This window comes from Nocardioides iriomotensis, from assembly GCF_004168035.1.
In the GTDB taxonomy this organism is placed as follows: domain Bacteria; phylum Actinomycetota; class Actinomycetes; order Propionibacteriales; family Nocardioidaceae; genus Nocardioides_B; species Nocardioides_B iriomotensis.
This window is the reverse complement of the sequence record NZ_SDPU01000034.1, coordinates 37,250-53,953: the sequence shown is the minus strand read 5'-3', so window position 1 is coordinate 53,953 and position 16,704 is coordinate 37,250. Positions and strand designations below refer to the sequence as shown.

Below are 16,704 nucleotides of genomic sequence, written 5' to 3'. Positions count from 1 at the left end.
TGGCGAGCGTTCGCCTACGACGGTGGCTGGTTCCGGACCGCGGCGTCCTCACCCGCGAGGGGTGAACCGGAACCGATACCGTCGCCTGCGCGGGAGGGGAAGAAAGTCGATGTGCGTGACGGGTGAGGGCAGAGTGGTGACAGTCGACCTGCAGCACGGACCGGCATGAGCGCACTGCTGGTCGCCGGCACGACCTCCGACGCCGGCAAGACGGTCGTCACGACGGCGCTGTGCCGCGCGTTCGCCCGTCGCGCGGTGCGGGTGGCGCCGTACAAGGCGCAGAACATGTCCAACAACTCGATGGTCGTCGCCCACCCCGACGGCGGCGGCGCCGAGATCGGCCGGGCCCAGTGGGTGCAGGCGGTCGCGGCCGGCGCCGTGCCGGAGCCGGCGATGAACCCGGTGCTGCTCAAGCCCGGCAGCGACCGCCGCAGCCACGTCGTGGTGATGGGCCGGCCGCGTGGCACCGTCGACGCGGCCGACTTCGTCGACGGCCGCAAGCACCTGGCCGAGGCCGCACACGCGGCGTATGACGACCTGGCCTCCCGCTACGACGTCGTGGTCGCCGAGGGGGCGGGGAGCCCGACGGAGATCAACCTGCGTGCGAGCGACTTCGTCAACATGGGGCTGGCCCGGCACGGAAGGATCCCGACCGTCGTCGTCGGCGACATCGACCGCGGCGGCGTCTTCGCGGCGATGTTCGGCACGGTCGCGCTGCTGGACGCGGACGACCAGCGGCTGGTCGCCGGGTTCGTGGTGAACAAGTTTCGCGGCGACCCCACGCTGCTCACACCGGGCCTGACCCAGATCGAGTCGCTGACCGGACGCCGCGTGTACGGCGTGCTGCCGTGGCACCCGGACCTCTGGCTCGACTCCGAGGACGCCCTCGACCTCGACGGCCGTCGCTCCGGCGCCGACGCAGTCGCGAAGGTCGCCGTGGTGCGTCTCCCCCGGATCAGCAACTTCACCGACGTCGACGCGCTCGGGCTGGAGCCCGACGTCGACGTCGTGTTCGCCGCCGACCCGCGCGCGGTGTCCGACGCCGACCTCGTCGTCCTGCCCGGGACGCGCGCGACGCTGGCCGACCTGGCCTGGCTGCGCGACCGGGGGCTCGACCGGGCCGTGCTCGCGCACGCCGCGGCCGGCAAGCCGGTGCTCGGCATCTGCGGTGGCTGCCAGATCCTCGGCCGCACCATCGACGACCCCGACGGGGCCGAGGGCGTCCCCGGCGCGACCGCCGAGGGCCTCGGGCTGCTCGACCTCACGACGACCTTCACGACCGAGAAGGTGCTGCGGCTGCACGAGCCCGCCGGCTACGAGATCCACCACGGCCGCGTCACCGGCGAGCTATCCGCGGGCCTGGTGACCGGCACGATGGTGCACGGCTCGCTCGAGGACGACAGCACGCGTGCGGCGTACCTGCGCGACACGCTCCGCGTCACCTCCCGCGTGTCGTTCCCCGCCGCGCGCGCACGCCGGCTCGACCTGCTCGCCGACCTGGCCGAGGAGCACCTCGACGTCGACGCCCTGCTCGACCTGGCCCTCCACGGCGCGCCCGCCGACGTACGGCTGCTGCCCCCGGGAGCGGATCTCGGCTGACCCGCATGGCAGGCACGACACGGGATCTCCGCCGTGAGCGTGCGAGCGGTCGCACGCGGGCCGGCGTCTCGCTGAGCCTCGTGAAGTACCACTGCGACGACACGACCAGCCTGATCCGGGCGGCGCTGCACCGCATCGAGGAGCAGGACATCGCCTTCACGAAGCCCGATCCGCTGCCGGAGCCCGAGGTGCGGCCGCGCGCCGCGCTCGCGCGTGTGGCCGACCGTGAGTTCTGACCACCGAGTCTCCCTGCGGCTGCAGCTCTGACTGGGTGTGCCCCATGTGCGGCCGAGACTGAACCCGTCTGTGTTCACCGGATCTGCCGATGAGCGTGCGCGTGGTCAGACCGGTGCTTCAGGGAATACTTGGCGGGGTGCCTGCTGCAAGCAATCGGAGCCCAGAGTTCCTCAGCTGGAAGCACGAGCCCGATCGCTCCGTGGCCGGGGCACTCGTCGGCCTCGTGCTGGCATGGATCTTCGGCGGCGTGCTCGTACTGGGAATGGTCGAGATCCAGCTGGGGACGGCGCCTGTGAGCGGAAGTGATTTCTTGCTCTGGATGAGTGCCCCGCTCGCGGTTGGTAGCGTCACGTGCGCTTCCCGCCGAGTTCGCTACTGGAAGGGCGCCTTCGTTCCCGGTGCGGTGGTCGGCTGGATGCTCGGGCTTCTGACGTTCTTGGGGTTTGCACTGCTCGCCGTCATCATCTGAGGTTGGCCTCCCAGTCGCGTAGATCCGCCCGGATCTGCCGCGATTCGCTCGTTCCGATGAACGGTCAGGCACGATGTCACTCATGTCACCTGAACGGCTACCAGGCCATGCGAGCCGTGATCAGCCCTGAAGCCGATGAACCAGGGCACACATCCGGAAGAGTTGCCGCCCGAGGTCCTGGCCGACGTGGCCAGCGTGATCGGAGCGGAGGTCACTCTCCTCAGTCGCTTGGCCGGAGGCGTCAATGCGGGTGGCATGCGCGTCCAGGTGGCGGGAAGGGCAGACGCAGTTCTCAAGGCAGAGCCCCGGGCACACCCCAGCCACATGGACGACATGTTGCGAGCCCAGAGAATCGTCGAGCACATGCGTAGGCGCGGATATCCCACGCCGGCCTGGCTCGGGGTGGGCGCCACACCCACTCACGTATGGCATCTGATGGACTTCGTTGACGCGGCCCCCGTGTCTCCATTGACCCCGACCCTTGTCGAGCAATTGATGGACATCATCGAACTCCAGGCTGGCCAAGCCTCCGAGCCGTATGACCACTCGTGGTATGCCTGGCGAGTCGCTACCGGTCATGAATCGGCGGTCGCTGAGCTCTCGAGCTATTCCGACGCCGTGTTGGCCTTGGTCGAGCGCCTGCGGCTCGCGTGTGCGGACGCCTCGCCGCCGCGAGAGGCACCTGACATGGTCCATGCCGATCTCAACCCGAGCAATGTCCTGGTCCGGGACGGAGCGGTGGTGGCGCTCGTGGACATCGGGAACGCAGGTAGCGGAACGCGGGCGACTGATCTCGTCACCCTCCTGTGGCACACCTTCCAGGATCCGCTGGATGGCGTCCGAAGGCGGCTATGCTCGCGAATCCTCGACTTGGTCGGGTGGGAGTGGGCAGCGGTGCTCTCAGCGACGCAGATCCTCCTGCAACTCGAGTGGCCCATTCGTGACGGGCGTCATGATGCTGTTCCAGAGGTGGTCCAGCGCGGCCATCGCGCCCTCGATGAACTCAACGCGCTTCGTTAGCGGTGGCCCGTGGAGTGGGTGTGCGAAGTAGGGAAAAGCGCCCGCTCATGCCGCTGATCGCGTGTCAACGACAGCTGAGATGCGGCATCTTGGCAGGTTCAAGGGGCCCTCGTGACGAGCTCGAGCCCGGACCTCACGCGACAGCTGCGCGGTGCGGCTCCTCGACGTCCGATCGCGGCGGCGAATGGGCTCGTGGGACCGGCGTCGCCGCCGCAGCGTCCGCACCGCGTCGAGTCGAGTCGACCGTCCGAGATACGTTCAGCCTCGTCGTTCAACGCCGCCAGGACCTCGGGCACATCCCCGCCCCGTCGCCTCGGGGACGTCGGAATTCGGACTTCGCTACGAGGGCTGGACGACAGCCGCTGACAGTGGGACATTCGCCGTGGGTGAGCCCACAAGAAGCCACGAGGGGGAATGGACATGAACGTGACCGTTGCTCGGCACGCGCTACTCGGATTTTCGTTGGCGCTGGGGCTGCTGGAGTTCGTTGACGGGTTCCGACTCGAGTTGCCGTGGATGGCGTGGTTCTACGCGCTCCTCCTCCTCGCCGGGTCCGCTTGGCTTTGGCGAACCGGCAACCGCGGGCCGGTCGTCATGCTCGGTGTGCTCCATCTGCTCGAGCTGGTCATGCTGCTGTTCGTGTTCCGCACCGCTTCGCAGGCGCCACCCGCGTGGTTGTGGTGGCTATTCGTGCTGCTGACGCTCGGCGGCACCGCCACTGCTGTCGCGTCTCTGACCGGGCCGCGCACCGCCGTGGCCACGAACCGGCAACGAGCGACCTGAACGCACCTCGTTTCCTCAAGTCGGCCGGTCGAGGTGACCATCTCGGCGTCAGACTCCCTCGTTGCGCTCCGAGGACTGCGGGACGTGGCGGCCGTCGGCTGAGGTAAGGCCTGCAACTTTCCACCGTGACGCGGCTCTACCTCGACTGGGCAGGACTACCGGATCTGCCGCAGATCGTGAAGCGCTTGAACCTGCCGATGAGCGGACGGTTGCTCCCCGCGCCAGACGAAACAGAGTTACGGCCGGGCAAAAGACCACGCGGGCACTACGTCGGTCTCCCCGGGGGTCAGGTCGACTTCCGCTATCAGTTCCCGTAATCGGCCGTCAACGTAGTCACGGCCCTCGGTCTCCGAGCGCCACACTCCGGCCACGACGAAGCCTTCGCCTTCCGGATAGACCACATGGGACATCAGCCCGGCAGGTGGCCCTCCGGCGGCCGTCATGGCTTCCCCCACCCGATCGTCCAGCACGTTGAACTGCTCCTGGGTCGCGGGTGAGACGGTGAGTCTGAGGACGACGGCCATGCGCGCATTCTGGCGTTGTCGCCGCCAGACGGGAAGTGGATCGCCCTCATCGTCGGGACACAAGAAGCGACCGCACATACCGCAGATAGCGCGCGGGCCAGCGGTTGCGCACGCCCGACTGATTACCCGGCCTTGGCCTCGACGATCTCATCTCCGTTGAGGCGGACGCGTATCCGCTTGGCATCCAGGTCGGCGGAGACGATGTTCGAGGCCGGGATGATCTCGATGTACTTGCCGTCAGAGGCAGCCAGTCTCTCCGCTTCCTTCATGGGCAACCCGACCAATGAGTCGGCGAATGCGGCTGCCGACTCCATCGTCGCTTGCAGCCGTGACAGGTGATCCCTCGCCATGGGCCAAAGTGTAGAAATTAAGCCCATGGAGCACGTCCGGATCTGCCGCGGACAGTGAAAGTGCTGTCCTGCCCATGACCGAATGTGGAGTGTCGAGCAGTTCGGACCGAATACGATCTCACTGCCTGGGCGGCCCCGAAGGAGCTTCGTTGTCGAAGAGCATCTACGTTGTCACGCATCCGGAAGCCACCCATCACATTCACGGCGTCGTGGGTGGGTGGTTCGACTCCGACCTCACTGAGCGGGGCGTCGAGCAGGCCGAGACCATCGCATCCTCGCTCGTCACGCGTCTCGACGGAGCAACGGCCGAGATCCTCAGCTCGGACCTGCTGCGTGCGCGGCGGACCGCGGAGGTCATCGCCAAGAGGCTGCAGATGGACGTGACACTGGACCCCGACCTACGTGAGAAGTCCTATGGGGAGGCCGAAGGCAAGCCTCGCGCGTGGCTGACAGAGCGCGTCATTCCACTTCCCGAAATTGGCGAGCGGTTACGCCACGACGAAGGAATCCCCGGCGCCGAAACGAGAATGGATCTGGCAGAACGGGCGTACCGCGTCATTGACGGCCTCCAGCACTCGCCCCACGAGCAGCACATCCTGGTGACCCACGGCGGCACCAGCACCCTCCTCATCGCGGCATGGATCGGCATGCCGATCGACGCCGCCGGCCTGGTCAACTTCCAGGTCTCCTCAGGGAGCATCACTGTGCTCCGGAAGGACTCTCGCAACTTCAGCCACCAGTTGGCGCAGCTCAACGACGTCAGCCACCTCGCGTGAGCCGCCGGAGACGAGGTTCGTAGCCGACCCGGACATCCGCACATGCCGCGGACAGGTAACCGGAACCGACGAGCGCGCGGCTACCCAGCCAGAGGAGCGGTCACGTGCTTGACCCAGCGACCGCTGGCGAGGTACTCCCACGCGGATACCTCCCACACGTCCAGGTCCAGAGGGGCGCAAGCCCCGAGTTCAGCGCGCACTTCACGGGCGGCGGGCTCACCGCCCCTCCGGGAGACCGTCAGATGAGGCAGCCACTCGGCGAAGGCCCGCCGTACGGAGGGAACTCTGGGAACGCTGCGGTGAGCGCGGCGAACAACGCGTCCAGTCCGGACGAGGGTTCCGGCTGTAGGTAGACGTGGCCCGTGGGGAAGGTCCCGACCGAGGTGAAGCGAAGCCGGAACGGCGCGACTGAGCGAGTGGCCTCATGTAAACGGCTCGATGCCTCCTCGCTGCCGGGGTCCAGGTGCCAGGGGCTCAGCAAGGTGAAATGAGGCGGGATCGCGTCGCTCAGCGCCAGCGGCGGGTCAACCGGCAAGACGGACTGGCCTCGCCACCGGTCGGTGAACCAACCCAGCGACTCCGCGGTCAACAAGACCGCGGTGTCCAGGGCGGTGTCCATGTCAGCAACCTAACGTGCGGGCGGACGGGTCGAACGCGCGGTCATGCCGCCGACAGTGAAGGTCGGACGCCCCGTTGCGAGCGCGTTCGCGTTCATCCGCGGCCGCTCTGTACCGCTTGCACCAGAGCCGTACGCACGGGGACGTGGGCGAGCGGAGGTAACTCCTCGAGGCCGAACCACCCGATGTCGTCATGCTCCTGGGGAGCGACGTTCGCCGGCGTGCCCTGCCATCCGCGCACGAGCCAGGCGCTGAGGAGTGCCGGCTCGTCTGCGGGTCCAGCGGTCAGCCGGCAAAGGTGAGATGCGGAGGTGGTCGCGATCTGCACCCCGAGCTCTTCGTCAAGCTCTCGCGCGAGGGCGTCGAGCTCCGACTCGCCCGCCTCCATGAGTCCACCGGGCAGATCCCAGACATTCGGGTACGCACGCTTGTTCGAACTCCGATACCCGAGCAGGACTCGGCCGTCACGGACCAGCGCGCCGACAACAACCTTGTGCACTCGCGAATCACAGCATGGAGGACCGACATGCGAGCGTCCGCTCATGCCGCAGACAGTGAATGCGCGAACATGCCGAGATCCGGATGGGCTTGGTCGGAGCTGTCGGTGGAGTGCTCTCGGTTGGCCTGGTGTGCGTCGTTCGTGCCGTCGTGGTGGGTGGCGGCGTAGCTGGCGAGGTTGAGCGCGTCGTTGGACGGGCTGTGAGGTTCGGCGACGTAGCCGAGGAGGTTCTGGCCCGGGTCGGGCATGGGGAGGGACTCGTAGGAGAGGTCCAGGTCGCCGACGATGGGGTGGTGGAGCCGCTTGGTGCCGGTGGCGTGGATGCGGACGTCAGGGGAGGCCCAGCGAGTTCGGAAGTCCTCGCTGCGCGTGGAGAGCGTGAGTCGCAAAGAACCGTGCCCCAACCGCCCGATCGGGCGGTGTCATCGTCGCGGTCGGACTGCCTAGCGTGAACAGATCCCACCATGGCGCGATGCTCGAGGAGGCCAACCATGACGCAGACCGCGGACAGCCCAGTGATGGAGCTGCGAGAGCGCATGCGCGGAGACGTGATCGGCGAACAGGACGCGGCCTACGACCAGAGCCGCCGGGTCTGGAACGCCGGCATTGACCGCCGCCCGATGATGGTCGCCCGCTGCGCCGACGAGGCCGACGTGCAGACGGTGGTCCGGTTCGCCCGGGAACGCGACCTCCGGATCGCGGTCCGCTGCGGCGCACACAGCATGTCCGGCGCCTCCGTCGTCGACGGCGGCATCGTCGTCGACCTGAGCCAGATGAACCGCGTGACCGTAGACCCCGAAGCCCGTCGCGCCACGGCACAGGGAGGCGCACTGCTCGGCGACGTCGACGCCGCGACCCAGGCATACGGGCTCGCGGTCCCCACTGGCCTGGTCAGCCACACCGGCCTGGGTGGCCTGACCCTCGGTGGCGGCATGGGCTGGCTGACCCGCAAGTTCGGGCTGACCATCGACAACCTGGTGTCCGCCCGGGTCGTGACCGCCGACGGAGAGGCCCGGCGCGCGTCCGCCCAGGAGAACCCAGACCTCTTCTGGGCCGTCCGCGGCGGCGCCGGCAACTTCGGCGTGGTGACGGAGTTCGAGCTCGCCCTGCACGAGGCCGGTCCGATGGTCCAGTTCGGCCTGCTGTTCTGGGGACTCGACCAGGGTCCGGCAGTCCTCCGCCACGCACGCGAGGTCATCGCCACGCTGCCCGACGACGTCAACGTCATCGTGGGCGGGCTCAACGCACCACCGGCGCCGTTCGTCCCCGAGGAGCACCAGCTGCAGCCCGGCTACGCGATGATCGTCGTCGGCTTCGGTGCACCCGAGGAGCACGCCGCCGTGCTCGACCGGGCCCGCGCCGCCATACCGCCCGCGGTGGACTTCGCCTCGCCGATGCCGTACGTCGAGCTGCAGAAGATGCTCGACGAGGCCAACGCGTGGGGCTTCCACGCCTACGACAAGGGTTGCTACGTCGAGGAGCTGTCCGACGGCGTCATCGACGCGGTCACCGAGATCTTCCCGAAGAAGCAGTCCCCGCTGTCACTAGCCCTCTTCTACCGGCTCGACGGCGCCTACAGCCGCGTCACCGACGACGCGACGTCCTTCAGCGGCGGACGCTCGCCACGCTTCGCGACGTTCGTGATCGGCGTCTGCCCCGCCGCGGAGATGCTCCCCGCCGAACGCGACTGGGTGCGGTCGATGGTCGCGGCCCTCCGGCCGTACGCGGCGAGGGACGGCTCGTACGTCAACGGCTCGGCCGACGTAGACGACCTTGACCCGGCCCGGTACCTGTACGGCGCCGACAAGGCCGGCCGGCTGCGCCACCTGAAGGCGACGTACGACCCCGGCAACATGTTCCGCGGCAGCGTCACCATCGCGCCGGCGACACCCTGACCGCTTGCAGCCCGGCAACAGCAGCAGCACGGCTCCCCGCGCGTCCGATGAGACACGCGGGGAGCCGAAAGGTGATCAGGTGGTCGGACTCCTCATCACACGGCGCCAACCTGCGGGTTGCGCAGGCCGGTCCGCGCCCTGGGTCGAGCCTAGGGCTCAGTCGCTGAACAGCCGCAGCTGCTCCCGTTGTTGGTCGCTGAGGACGAGGGCCTCGCAGGTCTGGGCCGGATGGATCTCGGCGGCCTCCCATTGCTCGGCTTGTACACCGGCGGCGACGCCCGTCTTCACGCCGCGGCCGCGCTGCTGCGCGAGGCGGGCCTGCGCGTCGAACAGGTAGACGGCGTCGATGCGCCACGGCCGCAGTGTCCGGTCGTCGCGAGCGCGAAGTCCCTGGTGGCAAAGGCTGAACGCCCGGATTTGCCGCGTTGCGCGCGCCGTCAGCAGTGCGAATGTCAGGATTGCAGCCGTGCAGCCGTTCGTATCTGGGCGTATCTCGGTGGACGGTGAGGACTTCGATGTCACCGCGTCGGAGGACCATCCAGGACAACACCACTTGACGTGGGCGTCCGGACCGAACCCTGGCTACGGGTTCACATGCCGGCGCTCTGACGGGCAGTTCTCCACTGAGGCTCAACTGGTTGAGCAAATCCGAGACTTCCTGGCGAGCATCAACTCGACCACCGGCTACCTAGATTGAGCAACCGGATCTGCTGGCGTCCGCGCGGTCGTGCCAGGTTGAGGACGAGACAACCACTAGCGTCTGTGACGTGGAGAACGCGCCTCACCTGATTGTGCTGCGAGGTAACGCGGCGTCAGGCAAGAGCACCTTGGCGGCGGCGCTGCAACGCGCACTGGGGCCAGGTACGGCGAATGTCGAGCAAGACCATTTCCGGAGAGTGATCTTGCGCGAGCACGATGTAGCGGGCGGGGAGAACATCGGGCTCATCGCCCACACCGTCCGCTACTGCGCCAGCATCGGCAACAACGTCATCGTCGAGGGCATTCTCGTGGCGAAGCACTACCGCGACATGCTTCGCGAGATCCTCGCCGAGCACCCCGGCCCGACCCACGTGTTCTACCTTGATGTGCCGCTGGAGGAGACGCTGCGCAGGCATGCGACTCGGCCACTCGGGGCAGAGATCTCAGCGGACACGTTCCGCGAGTGGTACGTCCAGTCCGACACTCTCAGCGTTCCCGGTGAAGTCGTACTCGACGGCACCGCGGACCTGGAGGTCACGCTCAAAGTCATCTTGAACAGGGTCGGCGATGTCACGCCCAATCGAGACCAAGACGGTGGCCGGTACCTCTGAGGTCACGCCAGCGTGACGTCCGCACATGCCTCAGACAGTGAAGCCTCGACCACGCCGAAGTTCGGATGCGCGCGGAAAGAGCAGGTTGACTACTGACGGCGCTCGTCCAAGGCTGGCGCCATGACGGGGGCGGCAGGCAGTCGCTGGCGACGTGACCTCCTGTCCCGGCTGCGCTTGTGCAACTCGGGTGCCTCGGCGTCACCCTGGCTATTGCCGGAATCTCGGTCTGACCGTTAGTTACGGCGCCGGGATGGCGGCGGGCGGGTTGGGCGCTTTCCTCGTCATTGCGGGGGTCCTCTGCGTGGCCCTAGCCGTGGTTCGACTCCGCCGGTGATGAACATCCAGATCTGCCGCGATCCGCTGGATAGTGCGATTCCGATTTCGCCACTTCCGCCCGCGTGCGGGGCCACTCTTCGGATGTTTCGGGGGCGCCTGCCGCACTCTGTACCGCGTCCAAACTACGGTCGTGCGGTGAGTACGCGATGAGCAAGATGGATGATCTGCGCGCCCTGCGTGAGGCCCGCTATGAGCAGGCGGTGGCACGCGCTGCCGGCCACCGCGTGAGTGCGCCGAAGAAGGAAGAGCGGCCAGTTCCAAAGTCGACCGCGGTCGAGCTTCCCGAAGCCGAATCCTTGGTGCAGCTGTGTGGCCATCGTGCAATCAGCGGGCGCACTTGCACACGCGAAGACGGTCACGCGGCCAAGAGCCACCGCTACTCCTGACGTGGCCGATCCAACTGCGACATAGCGCACACATCTGCCGCACATAGTGAAGGTTCGGACCTGCCGATGAGCGCGGCCTGGCGAGTGCCGATTCCGACAGGTGCCTACGGCCGTGAAGCGGCCGGGTGCCCGATCAAAGCTCCTGTCTACGTCGTCGCTCGTCGGTACAGTCACCGAGTGCCAGGTCAAATCGACATGCCCCCCGACCAGTTCGTCATCCTTGACGGTGTCCGCTTCCACTACTTGGACTGGGGCGGCGACGGAGAGCCAGTGTTGTTCCTGGCCGGCCTGGGCTGCACCGCGCACGTCTTTGCGGAGTTGGCCCCTCACTTGAGCGACCGGTTCCGAGTTCTCGCCTTGACCCGGCGCGGACACGGGCTGACCGATCAGGTCCAGAGCGGCTACGCGCTCGTCGATGCCGCGGAGGACGCGCGACGCCTGCTCGATGCTATGAGCATCGAGCGTGCCCACGTCGTGGGGCACTCGATGGGAGGGGGTGAGGCATCTGCGCTTGCCGCTCGCCATCCCGGACGCATTGGCAGGATCGTCTACCTCGACGGGGCCTACGACTGGGCCGACCGCCCTACATCGGAGTGGTCGGAAGAGCCAGCGATCCCGGACCGGTTCGCCTCGTACGGGGCCTATGTCGAGGCCGTCTACTCGTTGTTCGCCGACGACATCCGGGGCCCTGCCTTCGACGCGATGTTGAGCACCTCCGTGTACATCGAGGCGGACGGGTCAGTGGTGGACAAGTTCTCCGCCGCGGCCGCTGCGCCGTTCGTCGAAGCACTGAAGGCGTTCCGGCACCCCTATTCCGACATCGCCGTGCCCGCGCTAGCCATGTTCGCCCTCGGGGACCAGTGGCAGGGGGCTGAGGGTACGTGGCGGGTCGCGTGTCGTGACCGCTTTCTAGACGAGACGGCCGATGCTCGCGTCCTGGAGATCCGCGCCAGCCACTATCTGTTCATCGACCGCCGTGACGACGTTCTCACGGCGGTGCGGGAGTTCCTCACGTAGCCCTTCACTTCAATCGCCGCCTTCCGAGATCACGAAGGGGCACGTCCGCACTTGCCGCAGATAGTGAAGGTCGGATGTGCCGATGGGCGCGCCGACGTCGCACTGATCGCACGATCGCGAAGTCGTCCGCTCGCTGCCCCGCACACGCAGTCGACCTCAAATGGGACACACCCAGTGATCGCTGGCGCGCAGGCGCACGAGGCCTTCGAACAGAGCAACACCAGCGCCCAGAAGCGCTTCCGGACCGGCCTGGCGGCGCTGATCCGCGCCGCGACCAGGCGAATCGTCGCCCGCTGCGAGGAGATCGCTGTCGGCGACTAAACGATCGTCCAGACCGACCATCGTTCAGTTGTTCGTACGGCGACGTTGACACCACGCACGACGGTCTCGTGGCGCAGCGGGACGCGCTGCTCACCAGCGTGGTGGAAACCACCCACGGAGGCCGCGCCCCCAGCGGTCAGGCGGGCTTGGCGTAGGCCGCGACCCCGGTGTCGATCACGACGCAGGCCTCGTCGCCCACGGTCCAGGCGTCGTGCCCGGGGTCGAGATCGACCACGTCACCGGGGCCGACGGTGATCTCGTTGCCGTCGTCGAACCGGATGGTCATCCGGCCAGCCAGGCAGATGCCGGTGTGGTGCGTCTGGCAGGAGTCGGTTTTCGCGATCGGTTTCACGTCGTCCGACCAGCGCCAGCCCGGCTCGAAGACGCCGCGGCCGAGGGTGAAGTCGCCGAGCGTGACCACGTCCATGTGGCCGTGGTCCTTGAAGGGGCGACGCTCGTGCGGAGCGTCGATGCTGTGCGTGTCGGACATGAGGCCCTCCGGTGGAGCGCGCAGTGACGGGGAGGCCGCGGGATCGACGGCCGCCTGAACCCACGGTGCTCCCGGTGGAGAACGCCGGCAAGACACAGGAGGGTCATCTGGGGCCTGGGCCCATCGCGACGCGTGGGACCTTCGCCCCTTCAGCCGGCTCCCGAACGGTCGGAACGTGGTCTGCGTGGAACCCTCGACGAAGACCATCCACGGTGAGGTGCGCGGCAGGGTCAGCGACGGGGTGTGCGGGTTCTTCGGGATCCCGTTCGCCGCCCCGTTGTCCGACCCGAACCGGCTCCGACCGCCGCAGCCAGTCCGGCCGTGGAGCGGGGTGCGCGACGCGACCGACTACGGGGCGACACCTCCTCAGGTGGCTCCCCCGGGGGGCGCCGGGACCGACTGGGACTCGGGGGTGACGGGCGAGGAGTACCTGAACCTGAACGTCTGGACTCCCGACCCCCACGCGGCCGGGCTGCCGGTGATGGTGTGGATCCAGGGCGGTCAGTTCGAGTTCAGCTCCACATCGTCGTACGACGGCAGCTCCTTCGCCCGCGACGGAGTCGTCTGCGTCGTGTTCAACTGGCGCGTCGGCGCCGACGGGTTCCTCTACCTCAACGACGGGATCGCCAACCTGGGCCTGCTCGACCAGGTCGCGGCACTGGAGTGGGTGCGCGACAACATCGCCTGGTTCGGGGGTGATCCGGCCGACGTCACCGTCTTCGGGGAGTCGGCGGGGGCGATGAGCATCGGGACGCTGCTCTCCATGCCCCGGGCCGACGGCCTGTTCCGGCGGGCGATCCTGCAGAGCGGCGCCGCCCATCACGTGTCGCCGCCCGGGATCGCGCTGCGGGTCGGCCACTACCTCGCGGAGAAGCTCGGCGTGCCACCCACGCGCGACGCCATCGCCGCCCGCCCCGTGGAGGAGCTGCTGCGCGCGCAGGCCGAGATCGACGCCGAGCTGCTGGCCGGGTCCATCCCGGAGCAGCTCGGGCCGGCGATCGTCAACACGATGCCGTGGGAGCCGGTTCTCGACGGCGACGTCCTGCCCGGCGTCCCGATCGACCGGATCGCGGCGGGCGCTTCCGCCGACGTGGACCTGCTCGTCGGCACCAACGTCGACGACTGGCGGGTCTTCATGGCCTTCATGGGCGCCATCGACCAGGTCACCGACGAGGCACTCGCCGGCTCCGTCGCGGAGCGGGGTCACTTCGCTCTCGCCTCCTACGGCCTGCCCGCCGACGCGGCGCTGACCGCCTACCGGGAGCGGTATCCCCTGGCCTCCCCTGGCGACCTGCTGGCGGCGGTGAAGACCGACTGGTGGGTGCGCATCCCCGCACTGCGCCTCGCCGACGCGCACGCGGCCGCGCCGGCGGCGACGTACATGTACGAGTTCGCCTGGGCCGTCCCGGGGCTCGGCGCCGTGCACGCCGTCGAGGTGCCGTTCGTGTTCGACCAGCTGCGCAAGGACGTCCCGCTCTTCCAGCTGCTGCTCGGGGGCACAGAGGCGCCGCAGGCGCTCGCCGACACGATGCACGGCGCATGGGTCTCCTTCGCGGCGAGCGGCGACCCCGGCTGGCCGCGGTACGACCTGGCCCGCCGGGCCACGATGCGCTTCGACGTGACGCCGGAGGTGGTCGACGACCCCCGGTCCTGGGAACGCAACGTGTGGCGAGGCATCCGGTGACCCCACGCGCACGGACGGCGGCGTTACGCTGACGCTCCGAGCGTGACGAGGTGGGTCCGGTGCTGATCGAGTCGATGGACGCCGCGCGCGTGGGCCAGCATCTCTGCCAGGTGTACGGCGACGAGCATGAGCTCCACACCGCGATCTGCGGCTTCGTCCGCGCCGGGCTCGCGGCTCGGGAGCTGGTCATCCTGGTGAGCGGCTCGGAGGCGCAGACAGTCGGCGACTACCTCGAGGACGACGGGATCGCCGCCGGCGAGGCGATCGAGCGCGGCCGGATCCGCGTGATCACGGTCGCCGACGGCGACCACGACGCCCGACTCGGCGACGCCCTGAGGCGGCTGGCACTGGTTCTGGACGAGCGAGCGGCGCGGGGGTTCGCCGTGGCCAGGATGGCCGCGGAGGTCGACGTGCTGTACGGCCTCGAGACTCCGGCCGAGATGGTCGCCAGGGAGCGGCTCGGGGACGAGCTGATCGCCGGGAATCCCGTGATCGGCCTGTGCCTGTACGACCGACGGCGCCACGACACCGACTTCCTCCTGCAGGTAGAGGCCGAGCACGTCGGGCAGGTGGTGCCGGCGGCCGAGGTCTACCGCGACGACATCCTGGCGATCGGCCACCTCGACGGCGGCGCCGGGCTGCGCGTGTCCGGCCAGGTCGACCTGTCGAACCGCGCCGCGTTCGGTGGCGCGCTCGCGCAGGCCGCCCGGATCGCCGCCGGTGACCTCCTCGTCGACCTGTCCGCGACGTCGTACGTCGACGTCGGCGGGTTGCGCCTGCTGGCCGAGATCGCGCAGACGAACCCCGGTCGCAGGGTGGTCCTCGTCGAGCCCGCCACGAGGATCCAGCACATGTTGCGCGTCACCGGCTGGCACGCCCTGACCAACCTGGTCGTGACAGGCGGCGAGTCGCGATGAGCGTGCGCCACGACGCCCTGGTCTTCGGCAGCGACGACGAGCTGGTCGCGGGTACGCACGACCTGATCGAGCAGGGTCTCATGGTCGGCGACCCGGTGCTCGTGCTCGGCGACGAGCAGGGGATGGGGGTGCTGCGGAAGACCTGGGACGACGACCCACGGATCAGCTTCATGCCGCAGGAGCAGCTCTACGACAAGCCCATGCGCGCCCTCGCCTCGTTCCAGCGGATGCTGGATCGCGAGGCCTTCACCGGACACGGCCTCCGGGTCACCGGGCCCGTCCCGTTCGGCAACGCCCCGCGGACCCGCCGTGCCTGGATGATCTACGAGGCGCTGGTCGACCGTGCGCTCGCGCCGTACCGCCTTCTCTCGCTGTGCCAGTACGACACCCGCACCGTGGCTCCCGACCTGGTCGAGCACGCGCGCGCCACTCACGAGCGTGTGGTCACCCCGTCCGGGGTCGGGGCCGGCGGCGTCCGACGGGCCGAGGTGCTGGCCGCTCTGGCCGAGCCCGACGGACCGGACGCTCTCGAGAGCGCGCCCGTCGTCTACGGCGACCTGCTCACGGACGTCGGAGACCTCCGTCGGCTCCGGGCGGGCATGGCACCGGCGCCGAAGGACCTCGCTTACGCCGCCAACGAGGTCGCCACCAACGGGTTCGAGCACGGTGACCCACCGGTTGGTGTCCGGCTTCACCGCGGCGACGACTCCTGGCTGTGTGTCATCTCCGACCGCGGTCGCGGGATCGCCGATCCCTACGCGGGCGTCGACTCCCCCTTCTCCGGGAACCCCGCGCCGGGCGGTCACGGACTCTGGCTGGCGCGACAGCTGTGCGACTACCTGACGATCGCGGCCGATCCCTCCGGTCGCGGCACGACCGTGCGGCTCGAGTATCGGGCCTGAGCGGTCGCGCACCGCGGCACCCGCGCAAGTGACGTCACAGCCACCGGCGCACCCGCCGCCTGTAGTCGTCGTACGGCGCACCGAAGCGCTCGTGCAGGAACCGCTCCTCGGGCCGGACCGCGCCCCAGTCCGCGAGCAGCACCGCGACCGGGAACAGCACGAGCACCCAGAACGTGGGGATCAGCAGCGCCAGCCCGAGGTTGAGCGCGAGCAGCCCGACGTACAGCGGGTTCCGGGACAGGCGGTAGGGCCCCTCCGCGATCATGACGCGCGTCGGCTGCCCCGGCAGCAGCCCGGTCTCGTGGCGGCCGAACAGCCACAGCGACCAGCCGTTCCACGCGACGAACAGCAGCACCAGCGCCCAGCCGAGCGGGACCCGCCAGCCGCCGAGGTCGACCGGGTCGCCCCACCGCGACGTGGCGACCCACCCCACGAGCAGGGGCCCGCCGATCGCGACCGGCGGCCAGAGCCGGAACGCGACCGTGTCCGAGGAACTGGTCATCACGCCTCATTGTCGCGGTGTCCGTGGCGCCGCCGGGCCACCCCGAATGGTGTCGATTGCCCATGGAATG

Annotated in this window: 22 protein-coding genes; 13 read left to right on the top strand and 9 right to left on the bottom strand. The window is 68.8% G+C overall.

Features of this window, described 5'->3' with window-relative positions:
• The first annotated feature begins 165 nt into the window (after nucleotides 1–165).
• The 5 genes from ETU37_RS18695 (at nucleotide 166) to ETU37_RS18675 (ending at nucleotide 4,108) form a co-directional block, all read left to right on the top strand.
• Nucleotides 166–1,599: a cobyric acid synthase gene (locus tag ETU37_RS18695; protein ID WP_129988868.1), complete on the top strand. Its 1,434-nt coding sequence runs from the start codon at nucleotides 166–168 to the stop codon at nucleotides 1,597–1,599.
• A 5-nt stretch (nucleotides 1,600–1,604) separates the two neighbouring features.
• Nucleotides 1,605–1,835, top strand: a complete 231-nt coding sequence (locus ETU37_RS18690) for a hypothetical protein (protein ID WP_129988867.1) — start codon at nucleotides 1,605–1,607, stop codon at nucleotides 1,833–1,835.
• A gap of 89 nt (nucleotides 1,836–1,924) precedes the next feature.
• Nucleotides 1,925–2,305: a hypothetical protein gene (locus tag ETU37_RS18685; protein WP_129988866.1), complete on the top strand. Its 381-nt coding sequence runs from the start codon at nucleotides 1,925–1,927 to the stop codon at nucleotides 2,303–2,305.
• A 135-nt stretch (nucleotides 2,306–2,440) separates the two neighbouring features.
• Nucleotides 2,441–3,325, top strand: coding sequence for a phosphotransferase family protein (locus ETU37_RS18680; RefSeq protein ID WP_129988865.1), 885 nt, complete (start codon nucleotides 2,441–2,443; stop codon nucleotides 3,323–3,325).
• A gap of 420 nt (nucleotides 3,326–3,745) precedes the next feature.
• Nucleotides 3,746–4,108: a hypothetical protein gene (locus tag ETU37_RS18675; protein WP_129988864.1), complete on the top strand. Its 363-nt coding sequence runs from the start codon at nucleotides 3,746–3,748 to the stop codon at nucleotides 4,106–4,108.
• A 236-nt stretch (nucleotides 4,109–4,344) separates the two neighbouring features.
• On the opposite strand, the gene ETU37_RS18670 is transcribed toward ETU37_RS18675, so the two are convergent.
• Entirely contained in the window at nucleotides 4,345–4,632 is a 288-nt protein-coding gene (locus ETU37_RS18670; protein ID WP_129988863.1) for a hypothetical protein, read from the bottom strand.
• A gap of 122 nt (nucleotides 4,633–4,754) precedes the next feature.
• A complete protein-coding gene (locus ETU37_RS18665) occupies nucleotides 4,755–4,982 on the bottom strand; it encodes a hypothetical protein (protein WP_129988862.1) in 228 nt (75 codons plus the stop codon).
• Between the two features lie 149 nt (nucleotides 4,983–5,131).
• On the opposite strand from ETU37_RS18665, the gene ETU37_RS18660 reads away from it, so the two are divergent.
• Complete coding sequence (locus ETU37_RS18660; protein WP_240755834.1) at nucleotides 5,132–5,758, top strand: histidine phosphatase family protein; 627 nt, start codon at nucleotides 5,132–5,134, stop codon at nucleotides 5,756–5,758.
• A gap of 238 nt (nucleotides 5,759–5,996) precedes the next feature.
• Here ETU37_RS18660 and ETU37_RS18655 read toward each other — a convergent pair whose 3' ends face one another.
• The 3 genes from ETU37_RS18655 to ETU37_RS23335 form a co-directional block, all read right to left on the bottom strand.
• Entirely contained in the window at nucleotides 5,997–6,377 is a 381-nt protein-coding gene (locus tag ETU37_RS18655) for a 2'-5' RNA ligase family protein (protein ID WP_129988860.1), read from the bottom strand.
• A gap of 92 nt (nucleotides 6,378–6,469) precedes the next feature.
• On the bottom strand, nucleotides 6,470–6,919 hold the full coding sequence (locus ETU37_RS18650; protein ID WP_240755833.1) for an NUDIX domain-containing protein: 450 nt from the start codon (nucleotides 6,917–6,919) through the stop codon (nucleotides 6,470–6,472).
• Entirely contained in the window at nucleotides 6,916–7,263 is a 348-nt protein-coding gene (locus tag ETU37_RS23335) for an MmyB family transcriptional regulator (protein WP_240755832.1), read from the bottom strand. Before ETU37_RS23335 ends, ETU37_RS18650 begins: the two co-directional genes overlap by 4 nt.
• A 102-nt stretch (nucleotides 7,264–7,365) precedes the next feature.
• On the opposite strand from ETU37_RS23335, the gene ETU37_RS18640 reads away from it, so the two are divergent.
• Entirely contained in the window at nucleotides 7,366–8,769 is a 1,404-nt protein-coding gene (locus tag ETU37_RS18640) for an FAD-binding oxidoreductase (protein WP_129988858.1), read from the top strand.
• A 156-nt stretch (nucleotides 8,770–8,925) separates the two neighbouring features.
• On the opposite strand, the gene ETU37_RS23330 is transcribed toward ETU37_RS18640, so the two are convergent.
• A complete protein-coding gene (locus ETU37_RS23330; protein WP_165372605.1) occupies nucleotides 8,926–9,291 on the bottom strand; it encodes a hypothetical protein in 366 nt (121 codons plus the stop codon).
• Nucleotides 9,292–9,536: 245 nt separating this feature from the next.
• On the opposite strand from ETU37_RS23330, the gene ETU37_RS18625 reads away from it, so the two are divergent.
• The 3 genes from ETU37_RS18625 (at nucleotide 9,537) to ETU37_RS18615 (ending at nucleotide 11,818) form a co-directional block, all read left to right on the top strand.
• Nucleotides 9,537–10,079, top strand: a complete 543-nt coding sequence (locus ETU37_RS18625; RefSeq protein ID WP_129988855.1) for an AAA family ATPase — start codon at nucleotides 9,537–9,539, stop codon at nucleotides 10,077–10,079.
• A 482-nt stretch (nucleotides 10,080–10,561) separates the two neighbouring features.
• Nucleotides 10,562–10,801 (top strand): hypothetical protein, encoded by a 240-nt coding sequence (locus ETU37_RS18620; RefSeq protein WP_129988854.1) that lies wholly within the window; start codon nucleotides 10,562–10,564, stop codon nucleotides 10,799–10,801.
• A 195-nt stretch (nucleotides 10,802–10,996) separates the two neighbouring features.
• Nucleotides 10,997–11,818, top strand: coding sequence for an alpha/beta fold hydrolase (locus ETU37_RS18615; RefSeq protein WP_165372604.1), 822 nt, complete (start codon nucleotides 10,997–10,999; stop codon nucleotides 11,816–11,818).
• Nucleotides 11,819–11,974: 156 nt separating this feature from the next.
• On the opposite strand, the gene ETU37_RS18610 is transcribed toward ETU37_RS18615, so the two are convergent.
• Together ETU37_RS18610 and ETU37_RS18605 are read right to left on the bottom strand one after the other, a co-directional pair.
• On the bottom strand, nucleotides 11,975–12,160 hold the full coding sequence (locus tag ETU37_RS18610) for a hypothetical protein (RefSeq protein WP_129988852.1): 186 nt from the start codon (nucleotides 12,158–12,160) through the stop codon (nucleotides 11,975–11,977).
• A 115-nt stretch (nucleotides 12,161–12,275) separates the two neighbouring features.
• Complete coding sequence (locus tag ETU37_RS18605) at nucleotides 12,276–12,629, bottom strand: cupin domain-containing protein (protein ID WP_129988851.1); 354 nt, start codon at nucleotides 12,627–12,629, stop codon at nucleotides 12,276–12,278.
• Nucleotides 12,630–12,813: 184 nt separating this feature from the next.
• Here ETU37_RS18605 and ETU37_RS18600 point away from each other — a divergent pair, with 184 nt between their 5' ends.
• From ETU37_RS18600 to ETU37_RS18590, 3 genes are read left to right on the top strand one after another with little or no spacing between them, the layout of a single operon-like run.
• Nucleotides 12,814–14,313: a carboxylesterase/lipase family protein gene (locus tag ETU37_RS18600; RefSeq protein ID WP_129988850.1), complete on the top strand. Its 1,500-nt coding sequence runs from the start codon at nucleotides 12,814–12,816 to the stop codon at nucleotides 14,311–14,313.
• Between the two features lie 59 nt (nucleotides 14,314–14,372).
• A complete protein-coding gene (locus tag ETU37_RS18595; RefSeq protein ID WP_129988849.1) occupies nucleotides 14,373–15,230 on the top strand; it encodes an MEDS domain-containing protein in 858 nt (285 codons plus the stop codon).
• Entirely contained in the window at nucleotides 15,227–16,132 is a 906-nt protein-coding gene (locus tag ETU37_RS18590; protein ID WP_129988848.1) for an MEDS domain-containing protein, read from the top strand. The genes ETU37_RS18595 and ETU37_RS18590 overlap by 4 nt, the downstream gene beginning before the upstream one ends.
• A 34-nt stretch (nucleotides 16,133–16,166) precedes the next feature.
• Here ETU37_RS18590 and ETU37_RS18585 read toward each other — a convergent pair whose 3' ends face one another.
• Nucleotides 16,167–16,634 carry a methyltransferase family protein gene (locus ETU37_RS18585; RefSeq protein ID WP_129988847.1) on the bottom strand — a complete coding sequence of 156 codons (468 nt, stop codon included), beginning with the start codon at nucleotides 16,632–16,634 and terminating at the stop codon, nucleotides 16,167–16,169.
• Nucleotides 16,635–16,704 lie beyond the last annotated feature (70 nt).